Source organism: Pseudomonas sp. zfem003 (assembly GCF_032621675.1).
Classification (GTDB): Bacteria; Pseudomonadota; Gammaproteobacteria; order Pseudomonadales; family Pseudomonadaceae; genus Metapseudomonas; species Metapseudomonas otitidis.
The window spans coordinates 77,959-90,795 of the sequence record NZ_JAVYJG010000005.1; the positions used below are offsets into that span (position 1 = coordinate 77,959).

The 12,837-nt window shown below is 68.4% G+C and carries 10 protein-coding genes; 3 read left to right on the top strand and 7 right to left on the bottom strand.

The features are described 5' to 3' along the window. Positions 1-12: 12 nt before the first annotated feature. The 6 genes from RTK35_RS11930 to RTK35_RS11955 form a co-directional block, all read right to left on the bottom strand. Positions 13-1,392 (bottom strand): hypothetical protein, encoded by a 1,380-nt coding sequence (locus tag RTK35_RS11930; protein WP_316908085.1) that lies wholly within the window; start codon positions 1,390-1,392, stop codon positions 13-15. A gap of 44 nt (positions 1,393-1,436) precedes the next feature. Further along, positions 1,437-2,339 (bottom strand): hypothetical protein, encoded by a 903-nt coding sequence (locus tag RTK35_RS11935; RefSeq protein WP_316908086.1) that lies wholly within the window; start codon positions 2,337-2,339, stop codon positions 1,437-1,439. A gap of 29 nt (positions 2,340-2,368) precedes the next feature. Beyond that, on the bottom strand, positions 2,369-3,166 hold the full coding sequence (locus RTK35_RS11940) for a nucleotidyltransferase domain-containing protein (protein ID WP_316908087.1): 798 nt from the start codon (positions 3,164-3,166) through the stop codon (positions 2,369-2,371). A 21-nt stretch (positions 3,167-3,187) separates the two neighbouring features. Then, positions 3,188-3,766 (bottom strand): hypothetical protein, encoded by a 579-nt coding sequence (locus tag RTK35_RS11945; protein ID WP_316908088.1) that lies wholly within the window; start codon positions 3,764-3,766, stop codon positions 3,188-3,190. 54 nt (positions 3,767-3,820) lie between these two features. After that, a complete protein-coding gene (locus tag RTK35_RS11950; protein WP_107330233.1) occupies positions 3,821-5,044 on the bottom strand; it encodes an RtcB family protein in 1,224 nt (407 codons plus the stop codon). 802 nt (positions 5,045-5,846) lie between these two features. Further along, positions 5,847-7,397, bottom strand: a complete 1,551-nt coding sequence (locus RTK35_RS11955) for a vWA domain-containing protein (protein ID WP_316908089.1) — start codon at positions 7,395-7,397, stop codon at positions 5,847-5,849. Positions 7,398-7,662: 265 nt separating this feature from the next. Between RTK35_RS11955 and rtcR the strand changes: the two genes are divergently transcribed. The 3 genes from rtcR to RTK35_RS11970 all read left to right on the top strand — a co-directional run bounded on the left by rtcR (position 7,663) and on the right by RTK35_RS11970 (position 10,894). After that, complete coding sequence (rtcR, locus tag RTK35_RS11960; protein WP_316908090.1) at positions 7,663-9,264, top strand: RNA repair transcriptional activator RtcR; 1,602 nt, start codon at positions 7,663-7,665, stop codon at positions 9,262-9,264. Between the two features lie 107 nt (positions 9,265-9,371). Next, complete coding sequence (locus RTK35_RS11965; protein WP_316908091.1) at positions 9,372-9,953, top strand: NADAR family protein; 582 nt, start codon at positions 9,372-9,374, stop codon at positions 9,951-9,953. Next, the gene (locus tag RTK35_RS11970; RefSeq protein ID WP_316908092.1) at positions 9,950-10,894 is read left to right on the top strand and encodes an SMI1/KNR4 family protein; all 945 of its coding nucleotides are present in this window, start codon (positions 9,950-9,952) and stop codon (positions 10,892-10,894) included. The genes RTK35_RS11965 and RTK35_RS11970 overlap by 4 nt, the downstream gene beginning before the upstream one ends. On the opposite strand, the gene RTK35_RS11975 is transcribed toward RTK35_RS11970, so the two are convergent. Continuing rightward, a complete protein-coding gene (locus RTK35_RS11975; RefSeq protein ID WP_316908093.1) occupies positions 10,888-12,741 on the bottom strand; it encodes a DUF4105 domain-containing protein in 1,854 nt (617 codons plus the stop codon). The two genes, RTK35_RS11970 and RTK35_RS11975, sit on opposite strands and share 7 nt — an antisense overlap. Positions 12,742-12,837: the final 96 nt, after the last annotated feature.

The window sequence follows — 12,837 nt, forward strand, 5'->3', positions numbered from 1 at the left end:
TCGTTTGCCTGCTCACAGCGCCCTCATCAGCGCCGAGAGCTCTTCCTCCGGCATCAGTTGCTGGCCACGCAGGCTCTCCAGCCGTGCCTTGAGGTGGGTCGTGCTGGTCCAGTTGACGAGTCTTTTCTGCCTGTGGCGCCACGCGCGGAGCGCCTGCAACCAGGGTTCGCGTGATGCTTGCGGCGCCTCGCAGAGCCCGTCCAGCAGTGCCTCCAGCTGGGCGTGGGTGGGGAGTATCCGGCTGAGGCGAAGGCTGCCCGCCATGTCGGTTGCGGCAAGGCGTGTCATCGCGGCCCGGAGTGCGGGTTCGAACGCTGGATGGCACAGGCGCTCCAGGCCCTGCAGCGCTTCGACGACCACACCCGGCGCGCTGTCATCCAGCAAGGCGAGGCAGGCATCGACGGCCTGCTCCGGAACCTGCTCCACCAGCACCTGCAAGCCTCTGCGGCGGACCGACGGCAAGGGCGAGGCGAGCGCCTGGCGGGCCAGGGGCACGGCCTCCTCCAGGCGCAGTTCGGCGGCCTGGCCGAGCACGCCGTGCCAGCGCCCCTTGTCCACCGGGGCCAGCACCAGCGCCCGGCGTACTACGGCCGCCGCATCGACACCGTGGCGCGGCGCGGCCCAGCGGGCCAGGTTGCGGACCGATGGCGAGACGTCCAGCAGGGCCGTTTCCAGCCAGCCGTGCAGTTCCGGTGCATTGGGCTCGGCCTTGATCAGCGCGTACAGCGCCCTGGCGCGCAGGCGGCCGTTGCGGTCCGAGAGGGCCAGCCGCCAGAGCGGTGCGGCGGACTCCGCCGGCAGGCGACCCAGCCTGTCCATGACCCGGGCACGCAGTGCCGGATCGGGGTGCACCAGGGCCTTGTCGATCAGCTCGGCATCCGGCTGTTCTTCGTTTGCCAGGGCGTCGAAGACGAAGCGGGCTTCCTGGCCGCGCAGGCCTGGCAATGCCGCCCGCACGCTGCCTCGCAGGGCGGGCTCGCGCAGGCGCGCGCGGATGCGCTCCAGGGCCACGCTGTGGTCGGCGCGCTGCTTGCGCTGCAGGTCCAGCAGCAGGTCGAGGTTGTCCAGCAGGCTTTCGGCCGTGGCGTTGAGTTGCCGGCGCTCCAGTTCGGCCCGGGCCAGTTCGCGCAGGCTCGCCACCGGGTCGTTCAGGCAGACGAGGCAGTAGGCGAGGGCGGTTTCATCCTCGCGCTCCAGCTGGCGACGCAGCACGCCCTCGCGGATGAAGCCGTTGCGTTGCAGCGGCAATTCGCGGGCTGTGATGACGGTCCCATTGGCCAGTACGGTTTCGGCCTCGTCCAGCCGGTAGCGCAGCCAGTCGGTGTACTCGCCTGCGGCCTGTCTTACGCGTAGCTGGTCCCGCCAATGGGCGAGCCATTGCGTGGTGTTCATTGGATGCTCCTTGGACGGGGATGGCCCATCCGCCTCCCGCCGGCTTACTGCGTCGGTGCGGGCGTGGTCGATAGCTGTGCCAGCGGCACGGTCTCCGGGCGCAGGGTCGCTGCGCACGCGTGCAGGCGGGTGGTTTCCGCCTGGGCTTCGGCGTCGCTTTCCGCCACCTGTGCCAGGGCGTAGCGGGCCGCTGCCGGCGCGCCGGTATCGATGACCGCGTAGGTTGCCAGGCAGCCTTCCTGCCGGTCCCGGGCGGCCATGGCGCTGGGGTGGCGTTCGGCGACCACGGCGCGCAGGGCTGGCGAGGGCGGTGCCATCGACTCGCTGAAGGCCGTGCGATCCGGGTGCCAGGTCAGGCGGCGCGTCTCCAGGCGGTCCGCTGCGTCGATCGCGGCGGCACGCTCGTGCACCAGCAGCACCGGGACGTCGCCCGTGGGTGCCAGCACCCAGCTCTGGTTCGGCCCCGGGGCTTCGTCGTGGAACCAGGCCAGGTGCGGGCCCTGGGGCGTGGCGAGGTACAGGGCGTGATGGCGCTTGGGGTGCTCGAAGCCGCCCATCTGGCTGACCAGCAACGCGGGCGTGCCATCCGCCAGCCGCAGCAGGCGAGCGGCCGCGCTGACCTGCCCCTCTTCCTCGCCGGTTATCCACACCCTGGGCGCCGCGCCAGCCCCCAGGGGCGTACCGGCGCCGTACAGGGGATCGGGCGCTGCCTGGCTGGCGGGTGCCGCTGTCGCTGCCCAGTGCAGCGCCACCGTGGTGCCGTGTGGGCGACCGTCTTTCAACAGGCGCAGCTCGAACGGGCAGGGCGCGGTGGTGCAGGCGGGCAGTGACAGCTCGTAGGCCGTCGCCGAGTCCAGGGGCAGGGCGTCCAGCACCTGGCGCTCCTGGGCGGCGAGGCCGCTGGCCAGGCCCAGGAGCAGCAGGCTGGTGAAGGGTTTGAAGTCCATTTCAGCTGTTCTCCATTTATGCGATGGCCTCAGGTGGCGTGGGTGTGCACGCAGTGCCGCATGAATTCATCCAGCAAGGCGTCGTCCCCCTGGCCGCGCGGCAGTTGCGGGGCTTCGCCGGCGCGGGCCAGCTGGGCCTCGATGAAGGCGTGCAGCCCCTCGCGGCGCGGGCCGTGGGTGGCTTCGGTGGCGGTACGCTTGAGCTGCAGCAGCTCGTCGATTTCCGCCAGCAGCGTCGGGTCGTCCAGGGTCACCAGCAGGTCCTCGAAGGGCATCGGCGGGCGGCCACGGCCTTGGTCGAGCCAGCGTACCGCCAATAGCGAGCGCAGGACGTAGAGGTACTTCTTGAAACGCACCTCGTCGCCTTGCAGGTAGCTACGGAAGTTCTTCTTGGCCATGGACAGGTAGTGATGGCGCACGGCCCGGGGCGACCAGAAGGCTTCGGCCAGTTCGCGCAGGCATGCGGTGGCGGCGTCGTCCTGGCGGTAGACCAAGGGCGAGTCGAGCCACTCCAGCAGCGTGGGGTTGGAGTTGCGCAGCAGGCGCAGGGCCTTGCGCAGCTCCCAGCCGCTCACATCCAGTTCGTCGTCCAGCGGGCGCTCGATCACGTCGCGCGGCTCGCGTACCTGCAGGTACCAGTCGGGCTGCTCGACGTAGACGAAGCGCACGTCGTAGTCGCTGTCGCTGGAGGCGAAGCCCCAGGCGCGGCTGCCGGATTCGCAGGCGTAGAGCACGGTGACGTTGCGCTCGCGCTCGACCCGTTGCAGTTCCTCCAGCACCCGCTCGCGCATGGCGGCGGGGAGGGGATGGCGGTGGTCGCTGGTCATTTCGTTTGTTCCCTTACTGCTTCAATCGGTGGCGCTGGCGGCCAGCGCGCTGAGTGTTCGTCGTCTCGGGTTGTACAGCGTGAGGCACCAGATGCCCCACCATTCCTTGCCGTCATCGAAGTAGCGGCTCCAGGCGCTGCGCTGGGGCTCGCGGTCGGCGTTGCCGACCCAGTCCAGCACCTGCAGGCCTTCGTCCGGATAGAGGCGCAATACGTCGCGCCACTCCTGGAAGTCCGCTGCCTGCAACGGGGTGCCGTAGGGCGGGTCGACCAGGGCGCGGTGCAGTGGGCCGTTCTCACGGGCCAGCTCGGCGATCCGTGCGCTGTCCAGGGCTTGCGGGCGGGCCTGCGCCAGGTCGGGGCTCAGGTCCGGCCACGGGTGGTTGGCGTACCGCGGGTGTTGTTCCACCAGCTTTCGCCGCCAGACCTGGGTGCGTTCGTCGATAGCCTCGAACAGCACCCGCAGCGCATCGCGGTGCTCGGCCTCGCCGGGGCGGGCGGTGGCATCCAGGCTCAGCACGACGAAGTCGAAGACGCTGCCGGCTTCGTCGAGGCGGGCCCGTAATTCGGTGATCCGGCGGTTTTCCAGTTTCTGCAGCATCAGCCGCTCTCCCTCAGGGTCGAAAGGCGTTGGCGGGGCAACGCCGATCGTTTTTCATCCTTTCACGCAGACCACCTGGCGCAGGGTATGCACCACTTCCACCAGCTCGCGCTGGGCGTGCATCACGGCGTCGATGTCCTTGTAGGCCATGGGGATCTCGTCGATCACGTCCTCGTCCTTGCGGCATTCCACATGGGCGGTGGCGCGGATCTGGTCGTCCACGGTGAACAGTTTCTTCGCCTTGGTACGGCTCATGGTGCGGCCGGCGCCGTGGCTGCAGGAGCAGAACGCCTCCTCGTTACCCAGGCCGCGCACGATGAAGCTGCGCGCGCCCATGGAGCCCGGGATGATGCCCAGCTGGCCCTTCTGTGCCGATACCGCGCCCTTGCGGGTCACCAGGACTTCCTGGCCGAAGTGCTGTTCCTTCTGCACGTAGTTGTGGTGGCAGTTCACCGCTTCCAGGTTGGCCTCGAAGGGTTTCTTGATCACCGTACGCGCCGCCGCGATCACGGCGTGCATCATCAGTGCGCGGTTCTGCTTGGCGAAGTCCTGGGCCCAGCCCACGGCCTCCACATAGTCGTCGAAGTGCTGGCTGCCTTCTTCGAAGTAGGCCAGGTCGCGGTCCGGCAGGTTGGCGATGTGCTGGCGCATATCGGCCTGGGCCAGTTCGATGAACAGGCTGCCGATGGCGTTACCCACACCGCGTGATCCGCTGTGGAGCATGAACCAGACGCGCTGGGCCTCGTCCAGGCAGACCTCGATGAAGTGGTTGCCGGTTCCCAGGGTTCCCAGGTGCTTGCGGTTGTTGGTCTTCTCCAGGCGCGGGTACTTGTCGGTGATCACCTTGAAGCGCCCGGCCAGGGCCGACCAGGCGTGGTCCGCCAGCTCCGGCACGTCTTCCCAGGCGCCCTTGTCTCGGCCACCGCGGGACACGCTGCGCCCGTGGGGCACGGCCTTCTCGATGGCGCTGCGCAGGCCGGCCAGGTTATCCGGCAGGTCGGAGGCGGTCAGCGAGGTGCGCGCGGCGATCATTCCGCAACCGATGTCCACGCCCACGGCGGCCGGGATGATGGCGCCGACGGTGGGGATCACGCTGCCGATGGTCGACCCCTTGCCCAGGTGCACGTCCGGCATCACGGCCAGGTGCTTGAAGATGAAGGGCATCTTCGCGGTGTTGATCAGTTGCTTGCGCGCGTCGTCCTCCACCGGTACGCCCTGGGTCCAGAGCTTGATCGGCTTGCCGTTGGCGACTTCCAGCAGGTTGTAGTGCTTTTCCATGGTTCCTTCTTTCCTTTCAAAACGGCGACAAGTCGGGTGAAACGGCATCGCGCTCTATCCGATTGAGCTACGGCCCCGGAGAGCCGGCGGGAGTCGAACCCGCAACCACGACGTCCTGTAGTTCCACCGGCATTCGCCGGGCAAATTCGGTTGGCCGCCTGGGCGGCCGGGGTGCAGCGACAAGGGATGTGGACATGAATTGCTCTACCCGCTGAGCTACCCGTTGCCGGGGCGGGGCTCGAACCCGCGACACATGTAGTGCCCATTGCATTCGCTGCCAGCCCTTGCGGGCACCTCAAAAACTACCTGCGTTGCCATCGCGGCGTTAAAAACAGGCTCAAAATGCTCATTTACACTGCGTAAACTGCGCTTTTTCGCCTGTTTTTGCCTTGCGCTGGCGGCCTCGCCTACGTTTTTGAGGCGCCCTTGCGGGCCGTGGTGAAACAGGTGCGACGACAAAAGGTGGTGAAACGTTTTCGTGTTCTACCGTTGAACTACGGCCCCGCAGTATTGGAGCCGACGGGATTCGAACCCGCATTTCGACCGTTGGAGGGTGTAGTTCCACCGGCATTCGTCGCAAAACTCAAGGTGGCACGACAAGGGAAGGTGACTGTTCCGCGTTGCCGCGGGCCGGAATCGAACCGGCTCAACCGATGTACAGCCACCTGCATTCGTGCCGCGCGCTACGGTGACAAAGGTGTGCAGGGACATCGGTGATGGAGTCCCGGCTGCATTCGCCGTCTCGCGCTTCAACGCGTTGCGGGCCCCACCCTATTGCGGGGCCCTTGTTCAGTTCCTATCGCTACAGCTCGGTCGCCTCGATCAGCTCGACCCAGTGCCGCGCGCCGTATTCGCCATTGGCGAACTGGGCGATCACATCGAATACCGCATCGCCGAAACCGCCGACGTTGAGGATGTCCGCCTGCTCCTGCGCCTGGGTGGTGCCGTAGGGCTGGATGTCGATGCAGACCATCTTCGCCTTCGGGTTCAGCCGCTTCAGCTGCTGCCACTGGAGCATGGTTTCGGTGGCGCCGCGCCGCTTGGCGTCGATCCAGGATTCGTTGTCCGAAACCAGGATCAGCGTGTCCACCTTGGCCTTCTCCTTCACCAACTGCGCCAGCGGTGCCGAGCAGTTGGTGCCACCGCCGCCGATCGAGGCCAGCTTCTGCGCGTTGCTCATCACGCTGTCACGCGGGTTGAGGCGCACGTCCACCACCTGGTTCTCGAACGGCATCACCCGCGCCGCCGGCTGCTTGCGCAGCACCGCCGCCGCCATCAGGGCCGCCACGTCGATGCAGCGCACCGTGCTGGTGGCGCCCTGGCGGTAGCCGGTGGCCGGGCTCTGCATGGAGCCGGACACGTCCGGGCACACCACCACGTTGCCTGCCAGTGCCGGCACGTTGGCCAGCGACAGTTCCAGGGCGTCCTGCAGCGCCTCGCGCACCGGTCCCGGTACGTCGTTGCCGGCCATCGTGTAGGCGGTCAGCAACTGGTACGGGTAGACCCGTGACTTGGCCACCGCTTCCCGGTCCGCCAGCCGCGCGGCAACCGTGTAGGCCGCGCCGGGCAACTGGAACACACCGTGGCGCGCCAGGGTGTTGAGGTTCATCCGCAGGGCCTGCCAACCCATGCGCTGTGCCTGCTCCAGCCATTGCGCGGCGCTCAGTTGACGGTCGCCCAGCAACTGGAAGGGCACGTCCGGCAGCTCGTCGCTGGCGCCGCTGCGGAAGGCCAGCAGGGCGCGGGTCAGCGGCGGCAGCGCGTCGGCATCCGCCGGCTTGCCGAGTACCCAGGCGAAGAAGGCTTCACGCCAGGCTTCGCTCGGTTTCGGGTGGACCATCTTCAGCACGTCCGCCAGGGACGGCTGGTTGCCGATCGCGGCCTGCAGCAGCTGGCGCTCGCTGGCGCTGTTCAGCCACGCCTGCACCAGGCGCTTGGGCTGCGTACCGAGCGATTTGCGACCGGTCACGCCGCTGCGCAGGATCTGCACCACGTTGCGCAGCATCTTGCCGTTGTCCACCACCTGGCCGAAAACCGCCGGCAGCAGGGAGGAGCGTTGCGCCGCCAGGGCGGCCACCAGCAGGGCCGGCATGTCCTTCATGTGGCCGGCACGGCGGGCGTACACGGCGGTCTTGGCCACGAAGGCCGCGTCCAGCTGGGTCACCAGGGCCAGCACCTCGGCCAATTGCTCGGGGGCGTCGGCGTAGAAGGTCTGGTTCAGGCAACCGGTCATCGCCAGCTGGGCCAGCTTGTGCTTCGGTTGCAGGGCGTAGGCGCCGGCCTTGCTGCGGTTGTAGGTATCCACCTGCGGCAGGCTGGCTGCCCGGGTGTTGAAGAGGGCGGTGTTGGCCATCGTGGCGTCTCGCTCTGTTGTCCTTTCGTTGACAGGGATATAGCGAGGCGCGTGCCAACTTCGCTTTGCGTTCCGAAAATATTTTTCAAATCATTGATATTTAAGGGTTTTATTTTTATTCGAGATTTTCGGGTGCAGAATCTCAAGCCGACTGCTGCATGGCTTTCCTATTCCTGTATATACGAATTTATCTTTTTGGATAAACTGCCGCTCTTTCAATCGTCTTCGAGTCGCCAGCGGCAAGTGCCGTGGCGGAGGAATGAACATGAGCCGCAAGACCGTTGCCATCGGCTTCGTTGGCGCGACCCTGGACCGCATGGGCAAGGGCGCCGACCGCTGGAACAAATGGCGCCCCACTGTGGGCCTGTGCCAGCAGCCGGACCTGCTGGTGGACCGGCTGGAGCTGATCCACGGCAGCGATGCCCGCGACCTGGGCCTGTCCCAGCGCATCAAGGGCGACGTGGAGCAGGTGTCGCCGCAGACCGAGGTGCGCCTGCACGAGATGCCGCTGCGCAACCCCTGGGACTTCGAGGAGGTGTATGGCGCGCTGCATGACTTCGTCAGCGCCTACCGTTTCGACACCGAGCACGAGGACTACCTGGTGCACATCACCACCGGTACCCACGTGGCGCAGATCTGCTGGTTCCTGCTCACCGAGGCGCGCTACCTGCCGGCGCGGCTGGTGCAGACCTCGCCGGGCCGGCGCCGAGACGAGGATCGCCACAACATCGGCACCCATTCGCTGATCGACCTCGACCTGTCCCGCTATGACCGCATCGCCTCGCGCTTCCAGCGCGAACAGCTGGAAGGGCTGGAGCTGCTGAAGTCGGGCATCGCCACGCGCAACCCGGCGTTCAACCGCAGCATCGAGCAGATCGAGCGGGTGGCGGTGCGCTCGCGGGCGCCGATGCTGCTGATCGGCCCCACCGGTGCGGGCAAGTCCTTCCTGGCGCGGCGGGTGTACGAACTCAAGCGGGCCAGGCACCAGGTGGCGGGGCGCTTCGTCGAGGTGAACTGCGCCACTCTGCGCGGCGACGGTGCCATGTCGGCGCTGTTCGGCCACCTCAAGGGCGCCTTCACCGGCGCGCAGAGCGCCCGTGACGGCCTGCTGCGGGCGGCGGACGGCGGCATGCTGTTCCTCGACGAGATCGGCGAGCTGGGCCTGGACGAGCAGGCCATGCTGCTCAAGGCCATCGAGGAAAAGCGCTTCTTCCCCATGGGCGCCGACCGCGAGGTGGAAAGCGACTTCCTGCTGATCGCCGGCACCCACCGCGACCTGCGCACGCGGGTGGCCGAGGGGCTGTTCCGCGAGGACCTGTTCGCCCGCATCAACCTCTGGACCTTCGAGCTGCCGGGCCTGGCGGGGCGCCGCGAGGACATCGAGCCGAACATCGACTTCGAGCTGGAACGCCACGCCCGCGACCAGGGGCGCCTGGTGCGCTTCAATCTGGAGGCGCGGCGTCGCTACCTGGCGTTCGCCTGTTCCGCCGAAGCGCGCTGGAGCGGCAACTTCCGCGAGCTGTCGGCGTCCATCACGCGCATGGCGACCCTGGCCGACAGCGGCCGCATCGACGAGGCGCTGGTGCAGGAGGAGATCGACCGGCTGCGCCGTGCCTGGGGCAACGAGTCTGGCCCGGATGACGGGCTGGCGGCGCTGCTGGGGGAGCGCCTGACCGAGCTGGACCGCTTCGACCGCCTGCAACTGGCAGCGGTGGTGGCGGTGTGCCGCGAGGCGAGCAGCCTGTCCGAGGCCGGGCGGCTGCTCTACGACGTGTCGCGCCAGGCCAAGGCGCAACCCAATGACGCGGACCGGTTGCGCAAGTACCTGGGCAAGTTCGGCCTGGAGTGGAAGGACCTGGCGCGGTAGGGCGCGAAGGCGCGGGTTCACGGTGAGCGTGCCGATCCGGGCACAGCCGGAGCCGGCGTGCTCGGCTATCCTGTCGGCCTTTTTCACCCGCCATGCAAGGACCGCCCATGAGCCTTCCCCTGTCCGTCGAGCAGTTGCGCGAGCGCTGCGCCGCCGGAGACACCTTCGACTACCTGTACTTCTGGGGCCACACCTCGGCACCGGGCGCGCCGCTGGGCAAGGCCTGCTTCAGCCAGTGGTTCAAGTCCCCCTTCGTGCTGGAGGGCGTCCGCTATGCCACGGCGGAGCACTGGATGATGGCCGGCAAGGCACGCCTGTTCGGCGATGAACGTGCACTGAAGGCCGTGCTCGCGGCGCGCACGCCGGCCGATGCCAAGGCCGTCGGGCGGGAGGTGCGCGGGTTCGATGAGGCCCGTTGGCTGGCCGCCCGCTTCGACCTGGTGGTGGCAGGCAACCAGGCCAAGTTCGAGCAGAACGTCGAGCTGCGCCGGGTGCTGCTGGCCACGGCCGGTCGGGTGCTGGTGGAAGCCAGCCCGGTGGACCCGGTGTGGGGCATCGGCCTGGCCGAGGCGGATGCGGCGGCCCGTACCCCGGCCACCTGGCGTGGGCTCAACCTGCTGGGCTTTGCGTTGATGGCGGTGCGCGAGCGCCTGGCGGTGGCGCAGCCGATGCAGGAGGTGTGCGAATGAACGCCTTCAGCGCGGAAGACCTCCAGCGCCTGGCCCGGCATGGCCTGGTGCTGTTCGGCGGGCGGCTGATCCACCAGGCGCAGCCGCCCGTCACCGACGAGCAACTGGCCGAGGTGGAGCGCCGTGTCGGCCGCCCGCTGCCGCCGACCCTGGTGCGGCTGTGGCGCGTCGCCTATGGCGGCGTGCTGGATTACGACCTGCGGGTGGATTACCAGGGCCACATCCATCCCTATTCGTTGCGGGAGCTGTTCTACCCCGGCAGCGATGGCTACAACGACCTCTGGGGCTGGCTGGAGCACGAGCAGGAGTGGGCCCGGCAGATCGCCGAGGAGGAGGGCCGCGAGTGGGACGGGCGGCTGGACTTCCTGCCCATCGGCGGCTTCGAGTACCTGGAGCGGCTGTATGTCTGCGTCGAGCCCGGGGACTACTTCGGCCGCGTCTACGCCTGGAGCCAGGGCCTGCCGCCGGCCTGGGCGATGCGCCTGCACGAGGATGCCTTCGCCCGGGTGGCCGATGACCTGGAGGGGCTGTTCGCCCAGTTGGCCTACGAGCGCGACCCGCTGGCGGAGGAAGCCGACGGTTCCGGCCTGGAGCTGCTGGAGGCGCTGATCCCGCTGGAGGAAGGCGATGCCGCCGACCAGGCCCTGGCCGAACGGGTGAAGGCCTGCCTGGGCGCCCTGGTGCTGGATTGGCAGGCGGCGCTGGAAGCCGGCGCGCTCTGTGCACGACCCGACCTGCAGCGCCTGGCCCTGGAGCGGGCGGTGGAGGCCGACGACACGGCACTGCTGGAGCGGCTGGAGGCGTCAGGTGTTGAGCTTGGCCAACTGATCCGCGGCGGGGTCAACGGGCCGGTGTTCGCCCGCCTGCTCAAGCGGGACGCGGTCCAGGCCTGGTTCGCCGCTCGCGGCATCGCGGAGCGCCAGCGCGAGGACGCTCAGTAGTGGTACCAGCGCAGTTGCAGCATCACCTGGTTGTCGTCCCCGGCGAGGTGGCTGAACGAGCGCTCCGCCGACAGGCGCAGGCCCAGTTGCTGGCTCAGTTCCCACTGCTGGGCCAGTGACAGCCGGCGGCGCACCTCGCCGTTGTGGAAGTAGTCCCCGGCGGCTTCCAGGCTGAGGGTGCCGAGGCGGTTGTGCCAGAGCAGGCCGGTGTCGAAGCCGCCCGCGCCGGCGACGAAGGCGGCGAAGTCCGGGTTGTGTTCCACGCGGGCCGTGGCCAGTGCGTAGTAGAGCGCGTCGTCTCCCAGTTGCCAGGTGGCCCCGGCGCCGCCGTTGAGGTGGCTCACCAGGGTTTCGTCGCCGTCCTTCCCGGGCACCCGCTCCAGGCCGCCGGCGACCTGCCAGGACCAGGGCTGCAGCAGGGCGGTGCGGGGTGTCAGCGAGCGGATGGTGGCGAAGTCCAGCTGCTGCAGTTGCCAGTGGTTTTCCTCGTACTGGCGCAGCTTGAGCTGGAGGATTTCGATCTGGGCCCCGAGGGGGAAGCCCGCCAGGTTGTCCTGCAGGTCGTGGTAGGCCATGCGCAGACCGTACTCGGCGTAGGCGCGGTCTTCGCGGCTGCCCAGGCCCAGTTGCCAGGTGCGCGAGTCGTGGCCGTCCTCGGGCAGGGCCGGGCGTTCCACGTCGAGGGCGGGCGGCGGGTTGCGGTTGATCGCCTGCAGCAGCTGGAAGCCACGCCGTGCGCGGTCCTTGTCGCGCTCTTCACCGGCGCTGCGGTAGCGGTCCAGGCGGAAGGCGGCATCCTGCACCAGCGCCCGGCGCGGGGCCGGCAGGGCCTGGAACTCGGGGGCCTGCAGCAGCGAGGCGTCGTCGGCCAGGCGCAGGGCCCACTGCTGTTCCACGGGCTCCAACGGTTCGGCACGGGCGGCCAGCTCCCGCTCGCGGGAGGGGCGGAAGTCGATGCGGTCCACCAGCCCGGCGTTCTTCACCGCGCGCACGGTGTCGGTGGGGATGGCGGTGAGGGGGAACTGCTCGGTCAGCTCGGTGCCGGGGCGGGCGATCTCCAGCAGCTCCAGCAGGCGGTAGGAGCAGTTCTCGTCGAAGAAGAAGTAGTCGAAGCGCACCTGCTTCAGTTCCCACACGTGCTCGACCATGCGCCCGGTCTCCTCGGGGCTGAGGTTGAGCCGGTATTCCCACAGGTCGCGGTTCTCCAGGCGGCTGTATTCCTTGAGCTTGTCGCGGTAGGGGACCAGGGCGAAGAGCCCGGGGTAGCCGCCCATCAGGCCCTTCCAGGCGTAGAGGATGCTGTTGTCGGCGCCTTCGATGAAGGCACCGAAGTTGAGGGCGTAGCTGAGCAGGGCGGTGTTGTTCTCGTCCACGTCGCTCTGGTCGATGCGCAGCAGGGTGTGGCCGAACATCGAGGAGGGGCTGTTGAGGTAGGCCGCCGGGAACACCAGCACGGTGCTGTGGGGGTTGATGTCCTGGAACCACTGCTTGTACTCGTTGCACGCCGGGGTGGGCAGGTCGCGCAGGTCCAGCTGTTCGCGCAGCCAGCGGGTGCGGGCGGGGTAGACGCACTGGGGGTGGCGGTCGCCGAGGGCCGGGTCCTGGTACAGCGCCTGGACGGTGGCGCCGAGTTCCGCTTCCGGGCTGTGTGCGCCGTCAGGCGAGAGGAAGAAGCGCCCGTCGTCGACGTAGCTGCGCCAGCCGCCGAGCTTGCCGCGCTCGTAGTGGCCGAGGGCGATCCAGTAGGGGTCGTTGGCCAGGCGCTGCAGTGTCTCCACGGGGATGGGCGTGGCGGCCAGCAGGGCATTGCAGGTGAGCAGCAGCGGGAGAAGGAGGATCCGTTTCAACGGGCGGCTCGCTTTGCCTGGGGAAGGGGGCGAGCTTTCGTGAAGGGCGGGGCGGGTGTCAAGCAAGGTCAGGCGAGGGATTTTCGCAAGCCGTGA